Origin of the sequence: Bittarella massiliensis (ex Durand et al. 2017) (assembly GCF_017566145.1) — a bacterium.
Lineage (GTDB): Bacteria > Bacillota > Clostridia > Oscillospirales > Ruminococcaceae > Bittarella > Bittarella massiliensis_A.
On sequence record NZ_JABFCL010000011.1, the window covers coordinates 1 to 24,257 of the forward strand.

Annotated in this window: 16 protein-coding genes; 10 read left to right on the forward strand and 6 right to left on the reverse strand. The window is 61.5% G+C overall.

From position 1 onward, the window contains the following. Positions 1 to 90 precede the first annotated feature (90 nt). From HJY11_RS10450 to HJY11_RS10465, 4 genes are all read right to left on the reverse strand, one after another. Positions 91 to 864 carry a GNAT family N-acetyltransferase gene (locus HJY11_RS10450; protein WP_208075907.1) on the reverse strand — a complete coding sequence of 258 codons (774 nt, stop codon included), beginning with the start codon at positions 862 to 864 and terminating at the stop codon, positions 91 to 93. A 428-nt stretch (positions 865 to 1,292) separates the two neighbouring features. Then, complete coding sequence (locus HJY11_RS10455; RefSeq protein ID WP_208075908.1) at positions 1,293 to 2,816, reverse strand: hypothetical protein; 1,524 nt, start codon at positions 2,814 to 2,816, stop codon at positions 1,293 to 1,295. A gap of 371 nt (positions 2,817 to 3,187) precedes the next feature. Next, the gene (locus tag HJY11_RS10460) at positions 3,188 to 3,613 is read right to left on the reverse strand and encodes an acyl-CoA thioesterase (protein WP_208075909.1); all 426 of its coding nucleotides are present in this window, start codon (positions 3,611 to 3,613) and stop codon (positions 3,188 to 3,190) included. A 14-nt stretch (positions 3,614 to 3,627) separates the two neighbouring features. Beyond that, positions 3,628 to 4,953, reverse strand: a complete 1,326-nt coding sequence (locus HJY11_RS10465; RefSeq protein WP_208075910.1) for a hemolysin family protein — start codon at positions 4,951 to 4,953, stop codon at positions 3,628 to 3,630. 637 nt (positions 4,954 to 5,590) lie between these two features. Here HJY11_RS10465 and nifJ (HJY11_RS10470) point away from each other — a divergent pair. Continuing rightward, complete coding sequence (nifJ, locus tag HJY11_RS10470) at positions 5,591 to 9,136, forward strand: pyruvate:ferredoxin (flavodoxin) oxidoreductase (RefSeq protein WP_208075911.1); 3,546 nt, start codon at positions 5,591 to 5,593, stop codon at positions 9,134 to 9,136. Between the two features lie 90 nt (positions 9,137 to 9,226). On the opposite strand, the gene HJY11_RS10475 is transcribed toward nifJ (HJY11_RS10470), so the two are convergent. Beyond that, on the reverse strand, positions 9,227 to 9,562 hold the full coding sequence (locus HJY11_RS10475) for a YcxB family protein (protein ID WP_208075912.1): 336 nt from the start codon (positions 9,560 to 9,562) through the stop codon (positions 9,227 to 9,229). Positions 9,563 to 10,201: 639 nt separating this feature from the next. Here HJY11_RS10475 and nifJ (HJY11_RS10480) point away from each other — a divergent pair. From nifJ (HJY11_RS10480) to HJY11_RS10520, 9 genes are all read left to right on the forward strand, one after another. After that, entirely contained in the window at positions 10,202 to 13,747 is a 3,546-nt protein-coding gene (nifJ, locus tag HJY11_RS10480; protein ID WP_208075913.1) for a pyruvate:ferredoxin (flavodoxin) oxidoreductase, read from the forward strand. 410 nt (positions 13,748 to 14,157) lie between these two features. Further along, positions 14,158 to 14,409: a helix-turn-helix transcriptional regulator gene (locus HJY11_RS15685; RefSeq protein WP_368041580.1), complete on the forward strand. Its 252-nt coding sequence runs from the start codon at positions 14,158 to 14,160 to the stop codon at positions 14,407 to 14,409. After that, positions 14,366 to 14,596 carry a DUF6514 family protein gene (locus HJY11_RS10490; protein WP_208075915.1) on the forward strand — a complete coding sequence of 77 codons (231 nt, stop codon included), beginning with the start codon at positions 14,366 to 14,368 and terminating at the stop codon, positions 14,594 to 14,596. Before HJY11_RS15685 ends, HJY11_RS10490 begins: the two co-directional genes overlap by 44 nt. 188 nt (positions 14,597 to 14,784) lie before the next feature. Beyond that, entirely contained in the window at positions 14,785 to 15,702 is a 918-nt protein-coding gene (locus HJY11_RS10495; protein ID WP_279571075.1) for a LysR family transcriptional regulator, read from the forward strand. 251 nt (positions 15,703 to 15,953) lie between these two features. Beyond that, positions 15,954 to 17,144, forward strand: a complete 1,191-nt coding sequence (locus HJY11_RS10500) for an iron-containing alcohol dehydrogenase (protein ID WP_208075917.1) — start codon at positions 15,954 to 15,956, stop codon at positions 17,142 to 17,144. A 211-nt stretch (positions 17,145 to 17,355) separates the two neighbouring features. After that, positions 17,356 to 18,198 (forward strand): sulfide/dihydroorotate dehydrogenase-like FAD/NAD-binding protein, encoded by an 843-nt coding sequence (locus HJY11_RS10505; RefSeq protein ID WP_208075918.1) that lies wholly within the window; start codon positions 17,356 to 17,358, stop codon positions 18,196 to 18,198. Positions 18,199 to 18,200: 2 nt separating this feature from the next. Further along, positions 18,201 to 19,595, forward strand: coding sequence for an NADPH-dependent glutamate synthase (gene gltA, locus HJY11_RS10510; protein ID WP_208075919.1), 1,395 nt, complete (start codon positions 18,201 to 18,203; stop codon positions 19,593 to 19,595). 519 nt (positions 19,596 to 20,114) lie between these two features. Continuing rightward, positions 20,115 to 22,418, forward strand: coding sequence for a vitamin B12-dependent ribonucleotide reductase (locus HJY11_RS10515; protein ID WP_243764430.1), 2,304 nt, complete (start codon positions 20,115 to 20,117; stop codon positions 22,416 to 22,418). Between the two features lie 450 nt (positions 22,419 to 22,868). Beyond that, positions 22,869 to 23,219 (forward strand): DsrE family protein, encoded by a 351-nt coding sequence (locus tag HJY11_RS10520; RefSeq protein ID WP_208075921.1) that lies wholly within the window; start codon positions 22,869 to 22,871, stop codon positions 23,217 to 23,219. A 78-nt stretch (positions 23,220 to 23,297) separates the two neighbouring features. Here HJY11_RS10520 and HJY11_RS10525 read toward each other — a convergent pair whose 3' ends face one another. Beyond that, positions 23,298 to 24,242: a nucleoside hydrolase gene (locus HJY11_RS10525; protein ID WP_208075922.1), complete on the reverse strand. Its 945-nt coding sequence runs from the start codon at positions 24,240 to 24,242 to the stop codon at positions 23,298 to 23,300. Positions 24,243 to 24,257: the final 15 nt, after the last annotated feature.

Genomic DNA, 24,257 nt, shown 5'->3' on the forward strand with positions numbered 1-24,257 from the left:
CCCCTGACGTAGTCTGTTTTCCTACATCAGGGGGCCTTTTGTCTCTGTCCTTTTTTTTACTGGACCTGTTCAAAAAGCCGGCGTTCTTTTTTACAAATTGCCGTTGCACTCCTCCACAAAGGCGCGCTCCCGGGCAGTCACCTCCACCCAGGCGGGGCGAAAGCCGCTCTTTACGGCGTTTCTCACCGAGGGGATGTTCGACCACGCCGCGCAGTAAAAGGGCACCTTGTCCCGCCGCAACACCTCTGCCGCCAGCTGGCTGGTGAGGGCGGCGGCAATTCCCCGGCAGCGGTAGCCGGGCAGCACGTCGATGCCGATCTGCCACATTTCCTCGCAGTCGGCCGAGCAGCCGGCCAGCCCCACCAGTTTTGCCCCATCGTAGGCCCCCACCGCCAATACGTCCAGTTCCCGCCGCTTTTCACAGAGGGCATTGCCCCACTGGGGCAGGTAAAGGGGGGCCAGCTCCTCCGGCCCCAGCAGCCGGGTGGGCAGGGGGGAGGGGAGGGGCCGCAGCGCCCGCAGGTCGGGGAGAAAGTACTCGGCCATAAAGCAGACGCGCAGCCCGTAGGGCTCCAGGGCGTCGTTTAAGACATGCAGGTTGGGGGTCTCAAAGCAGTGGACGGGGTCAAACCGATCCAAATAGTCTTTCACCAGCCCCTCCAGCTCGCCGCTGACCGAGGCCACTACCCCGCCCCCGTAGGAGACCAGGTTGCAGAAGAAGGGGAGGGTGAGATACCGACGCGCCCTCTCGTGGGGGCAGGAGAGGACGACCCGGTTCTCCCCCGCCAAAAAGTCCTCCGGCCGGCAGCTGCAGTCGATGGCCGACTGGCGCAGGGCCGTCTGGTAAATCTGTTCGCCTGTCATCCGCTCACCCTCCTCAAGGCAGTTTTTCATAGCGGTAAAACCGCTTTAAATCCAAGATACCAGCCCCAAACCCGCCTGGGTGCGGCGCTCAACCCCCTTCTTTTCGCAGGGGGCGACAGCCCGCACATTTCCCCAAAGACGTCCAGGCGCAGTGCCCGCAGCCCCGCCCAGCAGCCCTCGGCCGCGGCGAAACCCGGCGGACTGGAGGCTGCCGCCTCCACCAGAGCACCGATGGTTCTGGCGCGAAGAGAGGCGCCATCCCCCGTCCAGCCCTTGCCAACCGTCCAATCCACCTCCCGCGCCTCCTCTCTCCTCTGTTTTCCACTATATCACAGCAGGGCAGGGGGGAGAAAGGCCCCTTCACCTCGGCGCAAAGAGGGGGCGGCCGGTTGACATCGACCGCCCCCTCCGGGAACTCTTTTTAGGGTCTACTGGACCGGCAGAGTCTCTACCTTGTCGTAGCCGCTGAAGTTGCTCTTGATATAGGCGGCGACTTCTTGATCGCTCTCCACCCGGTAGGAGATATTGGTTGCGCTCACACTGGCGTCGGTGGCCGAGAACTGGTCGTTGATGGGCCCGACCTTCACCATGTAGTAATAGACCTTCTCAACGTCCTCAAACACCTCTTCCGGGTAGTAGGAGGTCTGCTGCTGGCCCTTGACGGTGACGGCGTAGACCAACACGATCTCGTCGTCGGAGTAGCTGCCCGGCTCGTCGTGGAGGAAGTAGGAACCCACCAGCTTCTGCCCGGCAACGGTTTTGTCCTTTTTGTAGGAGAAGCCGTAGGCGCTGCTGAGAATCGAGCTCTTCTTGGAGGAGAGGAGCGACTCAGCCTGGGCCTTGGCGGCGCTCACCGTCTCGGCGGGGATGCTGGCGGCGCTGTCGTACCGCTCGGTCAGGCCGGTGACCTCGATTTCGCGCACATCTTCCTTGATCTTGATACGCATCCGCTTGGCGGTCTCTTTGGAGTAGACCGCCCGCACGACCACCTTGTCGCCGTTTTTCAGGCCGTCGCTGGGCTCAAACTGGTAGCTGACAGAGGAGACGAAGTTGGCCACGTCGCTGTCGTTGTAGTCGTACTCCACATTGGCGCGATCCATCACAATGTAGGCGTCTCCCGACTCGCCCTCCAGAGTGTACTCCACATTGGAGACCAGGTCCAGCCGGGTCTGGGTGAGGATCGAGAGGGCGATGCCCCCGCCGATGAGGAGGACCAGCGCCGCCGCGATCCCGATAAAGGTGAGTTTGCCGGCCTTGCTCTTGGCGAATTCTTTGAATTTCTTCAGCCCCTCGCCCTTGGGCGCCTGGGGAGCCGGGGCGTACCCGCCCTGGGGAACGGTGTACCCGCCCTGCGGGGGGACAGGCGCGCCCGCCACAGTGCCGGCAGCGGCGGCAACCGGCGCCTCGCCGAAGGCGCTAGAGCCCTGGGCGGCAGCCGGGTGCTTTTTCGCCCAGACCATCAAAAATACCTGGTAGCCGGCGAGGGCAATCTGCAAGAACATGCCGAACTGCAACAGCCCCAGCCGCAGCGAGAGGGTGGTGATCAGGCTGGCCCCGCTGCCCAAAGCCCCATAGACATTGCCGGAGAAGAGGCTGAAGCAGAACCCGATGACCCGAAAATTGAGGCAGAGAAAGAGCAGGTTCAGGCAGGCCACGGCAAAGGCGGCAATGGTGAAGGGGCGGCGGTCCTTCCAGGCAAACAGGCGAATGCCGTTGCCCGCACCGGACACGAGGGTGGCCAACAGGGAGACAAAGAAGGCCAGCATCAGCGCTATCAGCAGGATCACCATGAGGCCCAAGCCGTTTTCGTTTGCGCCAAAGCTGGTGAAATAGCTCTTGATGCTGCCGTAGACGATGCCCAGAGCGATCCAACAGAGCAGAGCGCCGCCGCCCATGCCGATGGCCAGCCAACCGGTGGCCTTCGGCGTCAGATACTTTTTCAATTTTTCCATCTGCAAAACATCCTCCTTGCATGGGAGCGGCTGCCGGGATATATCCCAACCAGCCGAACAAATTGATTTTCTTGCAGCCCCTGACCTGCAAAGGGAGGTGTTTTCCCTGACAGGATGGGAGCTAGTTATTTCTATTTTAACATATATTCACGGTTTGTGCACAATTTGTTCTTATTTTTTCCGCCTTTTATACTGCATTGGGACAGAAAACTGCAAAAAGCGATCCTTTTTTCAGTCGACAGGGCCGACAGAGCGAGGGGCAGAGGGAGAAAGGGGCCCTGGCACTGTGACGACTTTTTTTCTGAACGGCACAAGAGAAAAGGGGGGCATATCTTTTGATATGCCCCCCTTGCGCGCTGGTTTTTTGCCGGTCAGCCCTCTTCCCCCTCCATGGCGGAGAGGACGAGCCGGTAGATGTCCGGCCGGCGCTTTTTTAGGTTGAGGGGGCGCAGGTCGGGGCCGGTCCAGCCGTGGGTGGTGCTGCCGGTGTTGATCGGCCGCTCCTCCCCCTCTTTGAAGATCCGATAGGCAAAGACCACCCGGGCCGGGGTCAAGCGATCGACCCAGACCTCGACGCAGAGGCGATCCTCGTAGGTACAGCTGCCTTTAAAGTGGCACTCCAGGGCGCTCAAGGGGGTGAGGACCCCCTCCTTCTCCATCTGGGAGTAGGGGAGGCCCAGGGCGGCCACAAACTCGCTGCGGGCCTGCTCGTACCAAATGGGGTAGACCGAGTGGTGGGCAATCCCCATCCGATCGGTCTCGGCGTAGCGAACGGCAATTTGGGTGCGGTAGCGCACGGGCGATTCCTCCTCTACTGTTGCAAATCCCCCTCGGGGGAAAGGCGGGTGATGCGCACCAGGGCGATGCGCCGCTCCTCGACCCGGGCCACCTGAAAGTGATAGCCCCCGCAGTCGACAAAGGGGGTCTCCCCGTCGTCGGGGATAAAGCCCAGCCGGTCGGTGAGAAAACCGGCCACCGTGTCGTAGAGCGAGTCGTCGTAGTCGATCTCGATGCCCAGCTCCTCGCAGAGGTCGTCGAGATCGGTGGAGCCATCCACCAAGTAGGCGTCTTCCCCCTCCCGGCGGATTTCCTCCTCCTCGCGGTCGTACTCGTCCTGAATGTTGCCGACGATCGACTCCAGGATGTCCTCCATCGAGACCAGTCCGGCGGTGCCGCCGTACTCGTCCACCACAATTGCCAGCTGGGCGTGTTTTTGGGTGAGGGACTGAAAGAGGTCGCGGCATTTGACCGAGCCGGGCACATAGGGTACCGGGCGGACATAGTCGGCTGCCCGCTGTCCGGCGGCGTCGTTTTTTTCCACCAGGGGGAGCAGGTCTTTGACCATCACCACCCCGACAATGTTGTCCAGATCGCCGTCGTAGACGGGGATGCGGGAAAAGCCGGTGCGGATGGCCGCCTCCACCAGGTCGTGAACGGTGGCCGCCCGCTCCACCGCCTCGATCTCGGTGCGGTGGGTCATGATGTCCTCGGCGGTGGTGTCGTCAAACTCGAAGATATTGGCGATCATGTCCTTCTGACTCTGTTCGATGACCCCGGTCTCGCCCCCCTCGTCCACCATCATCAAAATTTCCTCTTCGGTGACCGTCTCGACCCCTTTTGGGGCCCGGGCGCCAAAAAGGGAGGCCAGCGCTCGGCCCAGACCGGCGGCCAGCAGCCCCAGGGGGATGGCCAGCAGTGAGAGCAGCCGGTAAACCGGCAGCAGCCCCCTGGCGCAAGCACGGCTGTACCGCTGCCCCAAGGCGGCGGGAAAGAAGCGGCAAAGGGCGGCGAAAAGGGCGCTCCAAACAAGGGCGAAGGCCAGCAGCCAAACCGGGGCAAACCAGGCCCCGCCACCGACCAACTGCTCCAACATCTGCCGGGCGGGGCGGGCAGCGGCCAGAGCGGCCAGCAGCCCTCCAAAGCCCAGGGCCAGGGTGCCGGTGAGCACCGCCGCCTCCACCCGGCGGGGGGCGCGCATTATCCGGGCCAGGGCCGCGTCGGCGCCGGCAAGGGCGGTCTGCTTGCGCAGCCGCTCATCCCAGTCGGCGAGAGCGCCGTGGTAAAAGGCGGTGAGCAGGGCCGCTCCCAGCGCGCAGCCAAGGGCGAGAAATAGCCAACAAGTCCCGTCAGGGTCCATTCTGTTTTTTCCTCCTCTATAAGCGCCTGCGGCGGCAACCCGCCGGGGCGTTGATCGCATTCCTTGCACCCTCTGTGTACAGGGGCGCTGTCCCGCCCTCTTGCCGGGCGAAAACGGCTTCTCTTCCCGGGGAAAGGGGCGCGGTATCACCCTGTGCCCGCCCTTCCCCGTCGCCCTCTGCGGGGCAAATCCCTTTCAATTTGTGCGTTTTTTGCTGCGGCAGGAAAAGAAAGGGGACCGGAAACATTTTCTGCAAGATATATACCTTTTATCATACCGGCATCGGCCGTCCTTGTCAAACGGGGGCGGCCACAGAGAAAAAAGCCTGTCCCGCCGCCCCACAGGTGGAATTTTCTTTTTTTGCCGGGGGAAGATTTGTCCCGCTTTTCCTTTACAATAGAGGGTAAACGTGTTAGAATTTTGAAGTAAAGAGGGGAGAAAATTTCCCTTCTTTTGCCCGCCAAATACATAGCTTCCGCAGAAGAAGGCCTTCTCCGGCCTTTTCGTTGCGCTTTTTTGCGCCTTTGCGAGGGGCCAGGCCGGGCGCGGCGCACCTGCGCGCTGTCCGGGCCGGTCGGTCCAGCGGGCGTGCTCCAGCAAGCAAAGAGGTTCTCTTTAATCAAAAGGAGGAAACACAATGGCAAGAAAAATGAAGACCATGGACGGCAACAATGCCGCCGCGTATGTGTCCTATGCGTTCACAGAAGTGGCTGGCATCTACCCCATCACCCCGTCCAGTCCCATGGCCGACTACGTTGACCAGTGGTCTGCCCAGGGCCAGAAAAACATCTTCGGCGACACCGTCAAGGTCGTCGAGATGCAGTCGGAGGCCGGCGCTTCCGGCACCGTGCACGGCTCGCTGAACGCGGGTGCGCTGACCACCACCTACACCGCCTCGCAGGGCCTGCTGCTGATGATCCCCAATATGTACAAGATCGCCGGCGAGCTGTTGCCCGCTGTCTTCCACGTGTCTGCCCGCACCGTGGCGTCCCATGCGCTGAACATCTTCGGCGACCACTCCGACGTCTACGCCTGCCGCCAGACCGGCTTTGCCATGCTGGCCGAGACCAACCCTCAGGAGGTCATGGACCTGGGCGCTGTCGCCCATCTGGCCGCCATCAAAGGCCGGGTTCCCTTCATCAACTTCTTTGACGGGTTCCGCACCTCCCACGAGATTCAGAAGATCTCCATCTGGGACTACGAGGACCTGAAGGACATGGTGGACATGGACGCCGTGGCCGCCTTCCGCCAGCGGGCGCTCAACCCCGAGCACCCCACCATGCGCGGCTCCCACGAAAACGGCGACATCTTCTTCCAGCACCGCGAGGCCTGCAACAGCTACTACGACGCCATCCCCGAGGTGGTCGAGGAGTACATGGGCAAGGTCAACGAGAAGCTGGGCACCAACTACCACCTGTTTGACTACTACGGCGACCCCGCCGCCGAGCGCGTCATCATCGCCATGGGCTCCATCTGCGACGTGGCGGAAGAGGTCATCGACTACCTCTGCGCCAAGGGCGAGAAGGTCGGCCTGGTGAAGGTCCGCCTCTACCGGCCCTTCTCCGCCAAGCACCTGCTGGCCGCCATCCCCGAGACCGCGACCAAGATCGCCGTTCTCGACCGCACCAAAGAGCCCGGCGCCTATGCCGAGCCCCTGCACCTGGATGTCATGAGCGCCATGGCCGAGGCCGGCCGCAAGGCCACCATCGTCGGCGGCCGCTACGGTCTGGGCTCCAAGGACACCACCCCGGCCAGCGTCTTCGCCGTCTATGAGGAGCTGTCCAAGGACGCCCCCAAGGCCCGCTTCACCATCGGCATCAACGACGACGTGACCCACCTGTCCCTGCCCGAGCACGAGGCCCCCAACACCGCGGCCGAGGGCACCATCGAGTGCAAGTTCTGGGGTCTGGGCGGCGACGGCACCGTCGGCGCCAACAAAAACTCCATCAAGATCATCGGCGACCACACCGACAAATACGTGCAGGCGTACTTCCAGTACGACTCCAAGAAGACCGGCGGTGTGACCATCTCCCACCTGCGCTTCGGCGACAAGCCCATCAAGAGCCCCTACTACATCAACAAGGCCGACTTTGTTGCCTGCCACAACCCCTCCTACGTCATCAAGGGCTACAAGATGGTGCGGGACGTGAAGCCCGGCGGCGTCTTCCTGATCAACTGCCAGTGGGATTTCGACGAGCTGAACCAGCACATGCCCGCCGAGGCCAAGCGCTACATCGCCAAGAATAACATCCAGCTCTACACCATCAACGCCATTGACAAGGCCATTGAGATCGGGCTGGGCAAGCGCACCAACACCATCCTGCAGTCGGCCTTCTTCGCCCTGGCCGGCGTTCTGCCCAAAGAGGATGCCATCACCTACATGAAGGACGCCGCCACCCGCAGCTTCTCCAAGAAGGGCGAGGCCATTGTCAAGATGAACCACGACGCCATCGACGCCGGGTTTGACTACTATGTAAAGATCGACGTGCCCGCCGACTGGGCCGACGCTGTCGACGCGGTGGATGAGACCGTTCTCGCCGGCACCAACGGCAAGCTGGTCAACATGGTCAAAAACATCCTGCATCCCGTTGGCAAGATGGACGGCGACAGCCTGCCGGTCTCCGCCTTTGTGGAGCACGCCGACGGCACCTTCGAGCAGGGCGCTTCCGCCTACGAGAAACGCGGCGTAGCCGTGACCGTTCCCCAGTGGGACGCCGACAAGTGCATTCAGTGCAACCGCTGTGCCTATGTCTGCCCCCACGCCACCATCCGCCCCTTCGCCCTGAACGAGGATGAGGTGAAAGCCGCTCCCGCCGGGCTCAAGAGCGCCAAGATGATCGGCAAGGGAATGGAGAACTACCGCTTCACCATGTCCGTCTCCCCCATGGACTGCATGGGCTGTGGCGTCTGTGTCGGCGTCTGCCCGGCCAAGGAGAAAGCCCTGACCATGGTCGCCCAGGAGAGCCAGGCCGACCAGCAGCCGGTGTTTGACTACCTGGTGGAGAAAGTCGGCAAGAAAGAGGGCATGCCCGCTGCCGAGACCGTCAAGGGCAGCCAGTTCGAGAAACCGCTGCTGGAGTTCTCTGGCTCCTGCGCCGGCTGTGCCGAGACCTCTTACGCCCGCCTGATCACCCAGCTGTTTGGCGACCGGATGTACATCTCCAACGCCACCGGCTGTTCCTCCATCTGGGGCGGCCCCGCTGCCACCTCCCCCTACACCGTGAACAAAGAGGGGCACGGTCCCGCCTGGGCCAACTCCCTGTTTGAGGACAACGCCGAGCACGGCTTTGGCCTCTACCTGGGCCAGAAGGCCATCCGCGAGAGCCTGATTGCCAAGATCGGCGAGATGGCTGCCAACAGTGAGGACGAGGGCTTCAAGTCCGCTGCCAAGGCCTACCTGGACAGCAAGGACAACGGCAAGGCCAACAAGGCCGCCACCGCCGCCCTGATCGCCGAGTTGGAGAAACACCCCACCTGCCCCGACTGCCAGGACATCCTGAAGAAGAAAGAGTACCTGGCCAAGAAGTCGGTTTGGGCCTTTGGCGGCGACGGTTGGGCCTACGACATCGGCTTCGGCGGCGTTGACCACGTGCTGGCTTCCGGCGAGGACATCAACATCATGGTGTTTGACACCGAGGTCTACTCCAACACCGGCGGCCAGGCCTCCAAGGCCTCGCAGATCGGCCAGGTGGCCCAGTTTGCCGCTGCCGGCAAGGCCATCGCCAAGAAGAGCCTGGCGGAGATCGCCATGTCCTACGGCTACATCTATGTGGCGCAGATCGCCATGGGCGCCGACATGAACCAGACCATCAAAGCCCTGGCCGAGGCCGAGGCTTACCCCGGCCCCTCGCTGGTCATCGGCTACGCCCCCTGCGAGATGCACTCCATCAAGGGCGGCATGGTCAACTGCCAGGCCGAGATGAAGAAGGCTGTGGACTGCGGCTACTGGAACATGTTCCGCTTCAACCCCGCTCTCAAAGAGCAGGGCAAGAACCCCTTCATCCTGGACAGCAAGGCCCCGACCACCGATTACAAGGAGTTCATCCTGAATGAGGCCCGCTACTCCTCCCTGACCCGCTCCTTCCCCGAGCGCGCCGAGAAGCTGTTTGACGCGGCCGCGGAGAACGCCATCAAGCGGTACAACCACCTGCTGAACCTGCAGAAGATGTACGAGGCCGAGTAGGCTTTTCAAAGCTACACCAACTGCAACAACAAAAAAGAGAGCTGCCGAGAGGCAGCTCTCTTTTTTTGCCTGTGGAAGGGGAGGGGGGGCTCACTGCTCCCGGGCGACGGCGGCGAGGAGATTCTCCATCTCCCGGCACTCCTCCGCCGACAGCTTTTCCCGGTCTATCAGCACCACCTGGTTGTCCAGCCGCTTAAGGTAGAGATAGTGTTCGATCTCCCCCCAGCAGCGGAAGGCGCGCCAATGGTTTTTTCCCGTGCCCAGTTCAGATACCACCTGAACGCCATCGCTGTCAAAGAAATACTCCCGCTCCCCCGAATACAGGGATCGGTCCACCCCCTTCATCGCCCTTCGGAGGACCGCTTTCTGAAACCACTTCGCCCCGCCGAAAAGCACCGCAAAAAAGAAGGCGGCAAACAGCGACATGGAAACGCCGCCCCGGGGAAACCCTCTCCTAAAAAAGGAAATAGCTGCGGCCAAACAGAGGATCGCCATTCCCGCGCTGACGGCGGAGGCGGCTCTCCGCCTTTTCACATTGGCCCGGCTCGACAGCGCGATCCTCTGCAAAACCTCCGCTTCCTCTTCGCCAAAATAGAACTTGTAATGCACCACTCTCCATCGCCCTCTCCGCTCTCCATTTTTAAAGACAGAATATCACATTCTTGTTAACGCCCGCCACCGTTCAGGTGAAGAACCTGTGATTTTTGTGGGGACAAGCCCCGCTGCCCTCCGTCTTCCCTGCCCCCAACGCCACAGCGGTGGAATGCGGGCCGCCCTTTTACAAACACCCTCTTCTTTCCCAGCAGCTGTTTTCACCCTTGGCGCGAAAGGGGGCTTTTTCCGAAGCGAGGACCCGCGGGGGAGGGCGGACAGGCAGAGGCGTGGCGGCTGCAGATGAGCAGGGGAAGAGGGGTGAAAAGCAGGGGAGATGGGAGAGCGTCAGAAGGGGTGGAGGGGTGCAGTTTTTTCCGCCCTTTCGGTCTGAACGATGGGGAAAGCGGCCATCCTCCCTATTAGAAGAGAGCCGCGCCCCAAAGGGCGTGGCCCGCAAAAGGAGGAACCAATATGGCGAGAAAAACCATGACCATGGACGGAAACACTGCCGCGGCCTATGCGGCCTACCCCTTTACCGAGGTGGCGGCCATCTACCCCATCACCCCTTCGTCGCCCATGGCGGAGGTGACCGACCGCTGGGCTGCCGAGGGGCGGGAGAACTTCTTTGACCAGCCGGTGCGGGTGGTGGAGATGCAGGCAGAGGGGGGCGCGGCGGGGGCGGTACACGGCTCCCTAGCGGCGGGGGCGCTGACGGCCACCTACACCGCCTCCCAGGGGCTGCTGCTGATGCTGCCCAACCTCTACAAGATGGCGGGGGAGCTGCTGCCGGGGGTGATTCATGTGTCGGCCCGGGCGGTGGCCAGCCACGCCCTCTCCATCTTCGGCGACCACTCGGACATCTACGCCTGCCGCCAGACTGGTGTGGCCATGCTCTGCGCCCAGAATCCCCAGGAGGTGATGGACCTGGCGGCGGTGGCCCATCTCTCGGCCATCGCCGGGCGGGTGCCGGTGATCCACTTCTTTGACGGGTTTCGCACCTCCCACGAGATTCAAAAGGTGGCCGTCTGGGAGCGGGAGACCCTGCGGGAGATGGTGGACTGGGAGGCAGTGGACGCCTTTCGCCGCCGGTCCCTCAACCCCGAGCGGCCGGTGTTGCGGGGGAGCGCCCAGAACCCCGACGTCTTCTTCCAAAACAGGGAGGCGGCCAACCCCTTTTACGACGCCTTCCCCCAGGTGGTGGAGGCACAGATGGAGAAGGTCAACCGGGCCGCGGGCACCGACTACCACCTCTTTGACTACTACGGCGCCCCCGACGCCGAGCAGGTCATTGTGGCCATGGGGTCGGTCTGCGACACCGCCGAGGAGACGGTGGACTACCTGAACGCCCAGGGGGAAAAGACCGGGGTGGTGAAGGTGCGGCTCTACCGCCCCTTCTGCCCCGACCGGCTGGTGGCGGCCATCCCGAGAACGGCAAAGGCCATTTCGGTGTTGGACCGCACCAAAGAGCCCGGCTCGGTGGGGGAACCCCTCTGGCTGGACGTGGCCGCCGCCCTGCGGGAGAGCCCCTTTGCCCACATCCCCCTCTACTCCGGGCGCTACGGCCTGGGCTCCAAAGACACCACTCCCGGCCAGATTGCCGCCGTGTTCGCCAACGGCAGGTGTGGGGGTAAACCTCGCTTCACCATCGGCATTGAGGACGACGTGACCCACCTCTCCCTCAAGGAGGTCGAGCTGCCCGACACCACCCCTCAGGGAACGGTCAACTGCAAGTTCTGGGGGCTGGGGTCCGACGGGACGGTGGGGGCCAACAAAAACGCCATCAAGATCATCGGCGACCACACCGATTTGCGGGTACAGGCCTATTTCAGCTACGACTCCAAAAAGTCGGGCGGGCTGACCATCTCCAACCTGCGCTTCGGCAAGGCACCCATCAAATCCACCTATCTGGTGCGCAAGGCAGATTTTGTGGCCTGCCACAACCCCGCCTACCTGGGCCGCTACCCCATGGTGGAAGACCTGGCCGACGGGGGAACGTTCCTCCTCAACTGCAGCTGGGACCCCGAGGAGTTGGAGCGCCACCTGCCGGCTGCCGACCGGCGGTATATGGCCGCGCACAACATCTCCCTCTACACCATCGATGGGGTAAAGATTGCCCGGAAAATCGGCCTGGGCGGGCGGATTAACACCATCTTGCAGGCGGCCTTTTTCAAGTTGACCGAAATCATCCCTGCCAAGGAAGCCATCGCCTACATGAAGGCCGCCGCCGAGTCCTCTTACGGCCGCAAAGGGGAACGGGTGGTGGCCATGAACCAAGCGGCCATCGACCAGGGCTTTGCGGCGGTGCACCGCGTCGAGGTGCCCGCCCGCTGGGCCCAGGCCACAGGGGAGGAGAGGGACCAAAACAGCCACCACGCCGGGGCGGAGATGGAGCGCTACCTGCGCGACATCCAGGACCCCATTGCCGCCCAGCAGGGGGACTCTCTGCCGGTGTCGGCCTTTCTCGGGCGAGAGGACGGCGCCCTGCCCCAGGGATCGGCCGCCTTTGAGAAGCGGGGGATCGCGGTGGACGTCTCCACCTGGGTGCCGGAAAACTGCATCCAGTGCAACTTCTGCTCCTACGTCTGCCCCCACGCCGTCATCCGCCCGGCGGTGATGAGCGCCCAGGAGCTGGACGCGGCCCCCGAGGGGATGGAGGCGGTTGCCATGACGGGGATGCCGGGACTCTCCTTTGCGGTGACCATCTCCCAGTTGGACTGCACCGGCTGCGGCTCCTGCGCCAACGTCTGTCCCGGCAAAAAGGGGGAGAAGGCGCTGGTGATGCGTCCTCTGGACAGCCAGCGGGAAAAGCAGCCCTATTTCGACTACGGACAGGGGCTTTCTAAAAAACCCGAAGTGGCGGAGAAATTTCGCCCGACCACCGTCAAGGGCAGCCAGTTCCAGCGCCCCTTGCTGGAGTTTTCGGGGGCTTGCGGGGGTTGTGGGGAGACCCCCTATGCCAAGCTCGTGACCCAGCTCTTCGGGGAGCGGATGGTGATCGCCAACGCCACCGGCTGCTCCTCCATCTGGGGCGGCAGCTATCCCTCCACCCCCTACACCGTGACCGAGGATGGGCGGGGGCCGGCCTGGGCCAACTCCCTCTTTGAGGACAACGCCGAGTTCGGCTACGGCATCTACCTGGCCCTGGACACGGTGCGCCGCCGACAGATCAGCCGGGTGAGACAGCTGCGGCAACAGGCTGCCGGAGCGCTGGCGGAGGCCTGTGAGCACTACCTGTCCACCCTGGATCAGGGGGCGGAAAACGCGGCCGCTGCCCGCGCCCTGCAAAAGGCCTTACAGGGGGAGAGGAGCGAGATAGCCCAGGCCATTCTGGCCGAAGGGGACTTTCTGGGCAAGAAGTCCTGCTGGGCCTTTGGCGGCGATGGCTGGGCTTACGACATCGGCTTTGGGGGGCTGGATCACCTGTTGGCCTCCGGTGCAGATGTAAACGTGCTGGTCTTTGACACCGAGGTCTATTCCAATACCGGCGGCCAGGCCTCCAAGGCGACCCCCACCGGGGCGGTGGCCCAGTTTGCCGCCGCCGGGAAGGAAGCCCAGAAAAAGGACCTGGCGGCCATGGCCATGAGTTACGGCAGCGTCTATGTGGCCCAGGTGGGGATGGGGGCCGACTACAACCAGTGTGTTAAAGCCCTGGTGGAGGCGGAGAGCTACCCCGGCCCCTCCCTGGTCATCTGCTATGCCCCCTGCATCAGCCACGGCATGAAAGGCGGGCTGGTGAATGCCCAGAGCGAGATCAAACGGGCGGTGGAGACCGGGTACTGGCAGCTGTTTCGCTTTGACCCCCGCCGGCGGGCAACAGGGGAAAACCCCTTTGTACTCGACAGCAAGGAGCCAACCCTGACCTACCGCGACTTTTTGGAGGGGGAAATTCGCTACACTGCCCTGCAAAAGGCCTTTCCCAAACGGGCGGAGGCCCTGTTTGAGCGGGCTGGATCGGCGGCCGGGGAGAAATACCGACGCCTGTTGGAGCTGCAAGCGCTCTATGCGCCCAAAAACTAAATCCCTTGCCTGCATGGGGGGACTGCGCCAATGGCGCAGTCCCCCCTTTTCTTTCTAGCGCGAAAAAAGGGACTAAATAACAATAAAAAAATTTTATTGTTTTCCTCTTTTTCTTGATAATATCTCGACATTTTTTGTTTTGTACGTTGAGAATGCGTCTCTTTCTCCTCTCTTATCAAGTACAATAAAAAGGAGACCTTTGCGTTTTTCCACCGGGCGTTCTTTTCCTCAAAAAGCGCGCCAGACCTTATTTTGACACCATTCGACAAAACTCGCTAGACAGATTACACCATTTCTTAAAACGGGCGAAAGGGGAAACGTGCACTTCTCACAAGGTGAACGCATAGTTCGTGGAAAAGGCGGAAAAACAAATATAAACTTCCTTTATAGGGGAGGTTGTCGTTTTGTCTTTGAAATCTGCCTTTTCGACCCAAATCCTGCATGCCCGCAGCGAGCGACGCCTCACCCAGGCGCAGGTCGCAGAGGCTGTTTGCATCTCTGTGCGGTGGTATCAAAAAATTGAAAAGGGGATCGCCCTTCCCAGCTCCGAAATCCTGCTTCGGCTGATTCTGTTCTTGCAGCTTGACGTCGAAGTGTTCCGGGAGGAGGTGGGTTTGCGTGTTCCAGTACACGGTGGTCAAAGAGGCCCTAAAAGACTGTGAGATCGGTCCCTACACCGGCTACGGCATCCGGGTTATAGAGGTTTCTTCCTGCGGGAGCGAGGAGGTGGCCTTTGTTTCGGACGTCTCCTGCGAGCGGGGGGTTGTCGAGCAATTGGCTGCGCTCTGTACCCGGTTGCAGCTGTATCCCTGTCATCTGTATGACGTCGTGCTTGACGCCATCTCTTGACCGATCGTTCTCTCCCTTTCCCTGGCAGGCTCTGCCAGGGCTTTTTATTGCCCCCATCAATCGGGTGGCGCAGGGGATAAATTGGGGAAAATATCGGCCTGACGCGGGCGAAAGTTGGTGCGGCTGTGGTATACTGGTAGGGTAAGACAATCTGCCGGAAGGGGGCGATTTGGCTGAACCTGCTACATCTGCGGTACGCGCTCGAGGTGGAGAAAACCGGCTCCATGACCCAGGCGGCCGACAACCTCTACACCACCCAGCCCAACTTGAGCAAAGCCGTGAAAAAATTGGAGGCCGATCTGGGGATGACCATCTTCAAGCGGACCCCCAAAGGGCTGCTTCCCACCAAGCAGGGGGCTGATTTTTTAGAGCGGGCTCGCTCGATTTTGGAACAGATGGACCAGTTGGAGGCCCGCTACCACCCGGGAGAGGCCGAACGCGTCTCCTTTAGTGTGGCAGTACCCAGGGCCAGCTATATCACCCACGCCTTTACCAAGTTCGTCCACTCCTTGGGCAGCACCGGGGGAATGGAGATCGACTTTAAAGAGACCGGTTCCCTGGACGCCGTCGGCTGTGTGGCGGGGCGGGACTATCAGCTGGGCATCCTTCGCACCGCGCCGGAGCAGGAGCAGTACTTTTTGCGCCTGCTCTACGAGCGGGAGCTGCAGCATCACCTCCTCTGGGAGTTTGAGCCCCTGCTCCTCTTCTCCCAAGACCACCCGCTGGCCCGGCAGGAGACCATCTACGAGCGGGACCTTGCCTCCTCCATCCTGCTGGAACACGGGGACTTGAGCCACCCCACCGCCGCCCGATTGGGGGGACGGGAGGAGCAACCCCTCTCCCTGCGGAGAATCTCCCTCTACGAGCGGGGAAGCCAGTTTGACCTGTTACAGGCCGTCCCCTCCTCCTATATCTGGGCCTCTCCTGTCCCCCAGGAGGTGCTGTCCCGCTGCCGTCTGGTGCAGCGGCGCTGCCACCGCAAGAGCGCGCGCTGCCAAGACCTCATCATCTACGCCAAGGGCTATCGCTTCAGTGAACTGGACCGCGCCTTTATCGGCAAACTCACCGCCACCATCCGGGAGCTGGGGGAGACCGAATACCACTGACCGAATCGAAACAGCTCCGGCAAAAAGCGCATTGGAAGCGTTTTCTGCCGGGGCTGTTAAATTGTAGAGCGCTCATATCCCGGAGACTATGGCGCCATGCCGATTATTCATTTCCCCTGAAGAAGGGTTTGTGTTAAACTATTAACGAAGCGAGAGAGGGGCGGCTGGGAGCGGGCCATCACCCCCGGTCACCTTTCTTCCTTGCTTTTAACCAACCAACTTTATCCACCTATTTCAAGGAGGTATTTTTTATGGCACGGTTTACACTGCCCCGGGACTTGTATCACGGAAAGGGCTCTCTGGAAGAGCTGAAAAACCTCAAGGGAAGCAAGGCCATTGTTGTGGTCGGCGGCGGCTCTATGAAGCGCTTCGGCTTTTTAGACAGAGCGGTCTCCTACCTGAAAGAGGCCGGGATGGAGGTCAAACTCTTTGAGGGCGTCGAGCCCGATCCCTCGGTGGAGACGGTGATGAAGGGCGCTGCCATGATGCGGGAGTTTGAGCCCGACTGGATCGTCGCCATGGGCGGCGGTTCCCCCATCGACGCCGCCAAGGCCATGTGGGCCTTTTACGAGTACCCCGAGACCACCTTTGAGGATCTGATCACCCCCTTCTCCTTCCCCACCCTGCGGCAGAAAGCGCATTTCTGTGCCATCCCCTCCACCTCTGGCACCGCCACCGAGGTGACTGCCTTCGCCGTTATCACCGACTACCAGAAGGGGATCAAATACCCTCTGGCCGACTTCAACATCACCCCCGATGTGGCCATCGTCGATCCGGACCTGGCCGAGACCATGCCCCAGAAGCTGACCGCTCACACCGGGATGGACGCCATGACCCACGCCATTGAGGCCTATGTCTCCACCCTGCACTGCAACTACACCGATCCCCTGGCCCTGCACGCCATCAAGATGATTCACCAGGATCTGAAAAAATCCTATGACGGCGATATGGCGGCCCGCGACCGGATGCACGACGCCCAGTGCCTGGCAGGGATGGCCTTCTCCAACGCCCTGCTGGGGATCGTCCACTCCATGGCCCACAAGACCGGGGCGGCGTACAGCGGCGGCCACATTGTCCACGGCTGCGCCAACGCCATGTACCTGCCCAAGGTCATCAAGTACAATGCCAAAAACCCCGAGGCCTGCGCCCGCTACGCCGAGATCGCCCGCTTCATCGGCCTGCAGGGAGAGAGCGACAGCGCCCTGACCGACGCCCTGATCGCCGAGCTGAAGGCCATGAACGCCTCGCTGAATATCCCCACCTGCATTAAAGACTACGAGGGCGGCATCATCGACGAAAAGGAGTTTCACGACAAGCTGGCCGATGTGGCGGCTCTGGCCATCAGCGATGCCTGCACTGGGTCCAACCCCCGTGTCCCCACCCAGGAGGAGATGGAGAAGCTGCTGAATGCCTGCTACTATGACCTGGAGATCGACTTTTAGCAAAACTCTGTAAATAGAGGGCGGCCCCGCCCGACGGGGCGCACACCGGTGCGAGGGGGGCTTGGTAAAGTCCCCCTCGCCTGCTGCTGTGCCAGAGAACCCCACCTTGTTTTTTTGCCCCAATCGTGTATAGTAATAGAGGTAAAAGCCAATCAAAACCTGCTGTGCTCGGCCAACTGCCGGGGCCCGCGAAAGGAGCAGCGATACGCCTATGTATAAAATTGTCAAAAAAGAGGTGCTCAACCCCACCGTCACCCGGATGGAGATCGACGCCCCGCTGGTGGCGAAAAAGGCCCAGCCGGGCCAGTTCATCATTCTGCGGGTGGACGACGAGGGGGAGCGCATCCCCCTGACGGTCGCCGACTACGACCGGGAGAAGGGGACGGTCACCATCATCTTTCAGATCGTGGGGGCCACCACCGAAAAACTAAACCACCTGGAAGAGGGGGAGTGCCTGCAGGACTTTGTGGGCCCCCTGGGCACCCCCTCCCACACCGACGGGCTGCACAAGGTCGCCGTCATCGGCGGCGGGGTGGGTTGCGCCATCGCCTATCCGATCGCCAAAAAACTGCATCAGCAGGGGGCGACGGTCCACTCGGTGGTGGGTTTTCGCAACACCGACTTGGTGATCTTGCAAGAGGAGTTCGAGGCAGTCAGCGACAAGCTGGTCATCATGACCGACGACGGTTCCAGCGGCCGCAAGGGCCTGGTGACCGACGCCCTGAAAGAGCTCATCGAGAGCGGGGAGCAGTATGACGAGGTCATCGCCATCGGTCCCCTGGTGATGATGAAGTTCGTCTCCGCCCTCACCAAAAACTACGGCATCAAAACGGTGGTGAGCATGAATCCCATCATGATCGACGGCACCGGGATGTGCGGCGGTTGCCGGCTGACGGTGGGCGGCGAGACCAAATTCGCCTGTGTGGACGGGCCCGACTTCGACGGCCACCTGGTGGACTTTGACGAGGCCATTGAGCGCTCGAGCATGTACCGGGATTTTGAAAAGCAGGCCCGGGAAGAGACCTGCAATCTGTTTGCCAAGGAGGTGCAGTGACTGTGCCCAACATGTCTTTGAAAAAAAATGAAATGCCCTCCCAGGCGCCCGACGTGCGCAACAAAAACTTTTTGGAGGTGGCTCTGGGCTATACCGAAGAGCAGGCGGTGGACGAGGCAAACCGCTGCCTGCACTGCAAAAACGCCCCCTGCGTGGGCGGCTGCCCGGTGGCCATCGACATCCCCGCCTTTATCGACAAGGTGAAGGAGCGGGATTTTGAGGGGGCCTACCAGGTGATCGCCCGGCAGAGTTCCCTCCCCGCCGTCTGCGGACGGGTTTGCCCCCAGGAGACCCAGTGCGAGGGAAAATGCGTGCGGGGCATCAAGGGGGAGCCGGTGGCCATCGGCCGGTTGGAGCGGTTTGTGGCCGACTGGCACAACAGCCACAGCACAGAGGCGCCCCAGCGCCCCGCCCCCAACGGGCACAAGGTGGCCGTCATCGGCTCTGGCCCCTCGGGCCTGACCTGCGCCGGGGACCTGGTGAAAAAGGGCTATGACGTGACCGTGTTTGAGGCCCTGCACCTGGCCGGCGGGGTGCTGGTCTACGGCATCCCCGAGTTCCGGCTGCCCAAGGCCATTGTGCAAAAGGAGATCGACGGCCTGAAGGCCCTGGGCTGCAAGGTGGAGACCAACATGGTCATCGGCAAGGTGCTCTCCATCGACGAGCTGTTCGAGCAGGGCTTCGAGTCGGTCTTTATCGGCTCGGGCGCGGGATTGCCTCGGTTCATGCGCATCCCCGGGGAGAACCTGAAGGGGGTCTACTCGGCCAACGAGTTTTTGACCCGCGTCAACCTGATGAAGGCCTACAAAGAGGGGGCCGACACCCCCATTGAGCGCGCCAAAAAGGTGGCCGTAGTGGGCGGCGGCAACGTGGCCATGGACGCGGCCCGCTGTGCCAAGCGGCTGGGCGCTGAAGAGGTCTACATCGTCTACCGCCGCTCAGAGGTGGAGCTGCCCGCCCGCCGCGAAGAGGTGGAGCACGCCAAGGAAGAGGGCATCATCTTTAAACTGCTGTGCAACCCGGTGCAGATCCTGCCCGACGAAAACAAGTTGGTGGGCGGCATCGAGTGCGTGGAGATGGAGCTGGGCGAGCCCGACGAGTCGGGTCGCCGCCGACCGGTGGCAAAGGAGGGGTCGGAGTTCGTGCTGGACGTGGACTGTGTGATCATGGCCATCGGCACCTCTCCCAACCCGCTGATCAAGTCCACCACCGCGGGGCTGGAGACCCAGAAGTGGGGCGGCATCATTGCCGACGAGGAGACCGGCCGCACTTCCCGCGAGGGGGTGTACGCCGGGGGCGACGCCGTGACCGGCGCAGCCACCGTCATTCTGGCCATGGGGGCGGGCAAAAAGGCCGCCACCGCCATCGACCAATACATACAGGGGAAAAACAGCTGAGTTTTCCCACCGAGAAGAGGGCGCGAGCTTTCCCAAAAAGGGGAGCCGCGCCCTCTCTTTTTGCCGCAATGGGGGCGAATGGGCAGGGCTTTTTGGGGGAGAGGCGAGCGCGTGTGAGAGAAAGGGGGAAAAGGCCTTCCTCTTCTCCACGACGCCTGCCCCGCCACCGGATCGCACAGGTGAAACGGGGACAGGCAGTTCAAGGAAAATTTTCCCGCCCCTTGTACAAACAGGCCCAGCGATCCTTCGCCCTCTCCGCCGCCTGCCCGCTCAAACTGGCGCGCCCCACCGCCCCCTCACAAAATGCCTTGAGAAGATATTGGAAACGCAATATTTTCTCTTCTGCACAAAAGGGGAAAAGAATCTTCTCTATTTTTCGGACCGCCAGGTTGATAACAGATATTGCCCCTATACAGCAGCAGTGATACAATATATAGTGTTATGGCCGGCCGACGGTTTTCCTGCGATGCGGCAAGGCCCCTGTTTTCCCGAGGATCGAAGAAAGAGGAGAGAAGCGAGATGCCAGTTTCAAAGAACGCAGAGACCGTACTGGAGCGGCGGTATTTAATACGCGATGAGAGCGGAAAGGTGACCGAGACGGTGGAGGGATTGTTTCACCGGGTGGCCAGCTCCATCGCCGACGCGGACAAGCCCTATACCGGCGGCGCCTCCACCAAGGCGCTGGAAAAGGAATTCTACGAGGCAATGACCAACCTGGAGTTCCTGCCCAACTCCCCCACCCTGATGAATGCCGGGCGACCCCTGGGCCAGCTGTCGGCATGCTTTGTGCTGCCGGTGGCCGACTCGATGGAGGACATCTTTGAGGCGGTGAAGCAGGCGGCCCTGATCCACAAATCGGGCGGCGGCACCGGCTTCTCCTTCTCCCGGCTGCGCCCCTGCGGCAGCGCCGTCAAATCCACCGGCGGGGTGGCCAGCGGCCCCATCAGCTTTATGCGGGTGTTCAACATGGCCACCGAGGCGGTGAAGCAGGGCGGCACCCGGCGGGGGGCCAATATGGGGATTTTGCGGGTGGACCATCCGGACATCCTAGAATTCATCGACTGCAAGAAGAACAATGCTGACATCACCAACTTCAACATCAGCGTGGGCATTACCGAGGAGTTCATGGCTGCGGTGATTGCCGACGGGGAGTACGACCTGGTCGACCCCTCCACCAAAAAGGTGGTGGGGTCCCTGGGAGCGAAGATGGTCTACGACAAGATCGTGGAGGGCGCCTGGCGAAACGGCGAGCCCGGCATCATCTTCCTGGATCGGCTCAACCGGGACAACGTGGTCCCTGGCCAGGGGCCGATCGAGAGCACCAACCCCTGCGGCGAACAGCCCCTGTTGCCCTATGAGAGCTGCAACCTGGGTTCCATCAATCTGGTGAAGATGCTCAAAGAGGGCAAAACTGGCTGTGAGGTGGACTGGGAGAAGCTCGAAAAGACGGTTCGCACCGCCGTCCACTTCTTGGACAATGTCATCGACGTGAACAAGTACCCCCTGGACAAAATCGACGAGACCACCAAGGCCACCCGCAAGATCGGCCTGGGGGTGATGGGATTTGCCGATATGCTGCTGATGCGGGGCATCTCCTACAACTCCGACGAGGGGGTAGAGGCGGCCCGGGAGATCATGTCCTTTATCAACCGGGTGGGCCACGAGGCCAGCGAGGAGCTGGCCAAGCAGCGGGGCGCCTTCCCCCTGTTTGAAGAGAGCATCCTCAAAGATGGGGCGGCCCGCCGCAACGGCACCGTCACCACCATCGCCCCCACCGGCACCCTCTCCATCATCGCCGGGTGCTCCTCGGGAGTGGAGCCGGTGTTCGCCTATGTCTTCATCCGCAACGTGATGGACGGCACCGAACTCATCGAGGTCAATCCGGTGCTCAAGCAGCTGTTGGAGGAGCGGGGACTCTACTCTGACGAGCTGATGCGGCGCATCTCCAAAGAGGGAACCATTGCCCACATCGAAGAGATTCCCGAGGACATTCGCCGGGTGTTTGTCTGCGCCCACGACGTGACCCCCGAATACCACGTGAAGATGCAGGCTGCCTTCCAGGAATACACCGACAACGCCGTCTCCAAAACGGTCAATTTTGGCCACACCGCAACCCTGGAGGATGTCTCCCAGGTGTACATGCTGGCCTACCGCCTGGGCTGCAAAGGCGTGACCATCTACCGCGACGGCAGCCGGGACAGCCAGGTGCTCAACATCGGCAAGGTCAACGACGGCTCCAAAGAGGCGGAAGTCCCCGCCCTGCCCACCCGTCAGATCGGCCCCCGCCCCCGGCCGGAGGTGGTCAACGGCTTTACCGAGCGGATGAAGATCGGCTGCGGCAACCTCTATATCACCGTCAACTACGACAAAGAGGGGATCGTGGAGGTCTTCACCAACACCGGCAAGGCGGGCGGCTGCCCCAGCCAATCGGAGGCCACCGCCCGGCTCACCTCCATCGCCCTGCGCTCCGGCATCTCGGTGGACGAGATCATCGACCAGCTCAAGGGGATCCGCTGTCCCTCCACCATCCGCCAGCAGGGGATGAGCTGCACCTCCTGCCCGGACGCCATCGCCAAGATCGTCAAAAAGGTGGACGACTTTTTGAAGAGCGGCGGCGCGGAACAAGGGGCCACCATCCCCAGTTCCACCCGCCATCCGGAGGCCCCCGCCAAGCGCACCGAGACCCCCCGCGCCGAAAAGGCCTGGATCGGCTACCACCTGCCCACCCACGCCCTGCGCACCTGTCCCGAGTGCGGCAGCGCCCTGGAGCACGAGGGCGGCTGTGTGACCTGCCGCAACTGCGGTTTTTCCAAGTGCGGTTGATGCCGCACCGCCTTACCGCCAAAAAAACGGAGTGGACACCCCGCCTTTTCCCCTAAGGGCGGTGGGGCGCGCCCTCTACAAAATGCCAACTGCCCGTACACCGACTTTCCCGGTGTGCGGGCAGCTTTTCTCTGTAATTGGATAAGGGTCGCCAAGTTTTCAACCTTTTCCACATAGCTGCTGTGGATTTCTTCGCGTCCTTCCAACTATCTCCCCTCTTTTTTCGACCTATCGCACTGCCAAAACGCTTTTTTCGTGGGCTTTTGCCCCTTTCTCCTTTTTCCCCAAACACCCAACAGGGCAGTTTTCAACATCTGTTGAAAACCCTGTTGAGAAACAGGAGCTTCAAAATAGTGTTTATATATTATTCACTATAAAATGCAAATATAGACATATTGTTCATATATCTTAAGGGTAGAAGCCATCCACCGATTGGGTCAGGAGGAGAGTATGCGCACGATTTTTCATGTAAGCGATTTGTCCAAGTGGGAACTGGCAATCAAAAATGCCATTCACATGCTCAACTACGGGAGGGACACCAAAACCGACTTCACCATTGAATTTATGGTCAATGGACCCGCCGTCACCCCACTCAACCTGCACGACGAGGCGGGGGAGCCGGTTCGCACCGCTCTGCAAGACCTGGTGAAACGGGGGGTCAACGTAGCGGTGAGTCAGAATACCATGAACCACCTGGGACTGGGGGTCAAGGACATCCCCTCCTATGCGCTGCTGGTGCCCGCCACCGCCATTGAATTGACCCGCAGACAGGACGAGGAGTACGCCTATATCCGCCCCTAGTGCCCGCAAACTGACAGAGAGCCGCCGGACTTTCGATCCGGCGGCTCTCTTCTCTTTTAAAAATAGGGCCTGTGTTGCCTAGTCGTAAGATTTGCAGGCTTTGATGAGCATCTCAACAAAGGCGTCGCGGTCGGTGGAGACACACCAGTAATTTTTCTTGCTGGGCTCCTTGTAGACCCGCATATCCACATAGGTAAAGCCATAGGTGTGCTCACCCTCGTACTCGACGGTGATGTCCCGGTGCTCCACCTGGAACAGTTCGGGGGCGATGGTGTAGGCCACCGGGCAGGCATCGTGAATGGGGCAGGCCTTCATGCCGTTTTTCTCCTGGCAGCGGTAGAAGAAGGCCAGCAGCTCAGAGACCACCTTGCCCACCTTGCCGCCCTCGGCGGCAAAGCGCTCAAACTCGGCCGGGGTGACGCAGGTCTGGTAGGTCATGTCCAGGCCGAACATGGTCACCGGCACGTCTAAATCAAAGACGTAGTGGGCGCTCTCTGCGTCCTGCCAGATGTTGAACTCGGCCCCTTTGCAGGGGTAGTCCTTAAAGTCAACGGCGCGGTTGGCCCCGCCCATGACGTTGATGGCAGCCACCTTCTCCACCAGTTCGGGGTGGCAGTAGAAGAGGGTGGCGATGTTGGTCAGGGGGCCAACTGCGAGGATGGTGACCTTCTCGCTGCTCTCGCGGAGGATGTCGGCGTAAAAATCGACGAAGTTTTTGTCCAGCACCTCGGTGGTGGGGTCGGGGAGAGAGGGGCCGTCGAGCCCCGACTCGCCGTGCACATGGGGCACCGGCACATGGGCTTTGCGCATGGGTTTGGCACTGCCGGCGACCACCGGCACGTCGGTGCGGCCCATCAGCTCAACGGCCTTGAGGGCGTTGACAGTGACCTTCTCCAGCGTCTGGTTGCCGGCGACGGTGACAATGCCCTTGACGTCCAGCTTATCGCTGGCCAGGGCCAGAGCCAGGGCGATAAAGTCGTCGTGGCCCGGATCGCAATCAATGATGACAGGAATCTTGCTCATGTTGGTTTTCCCTCC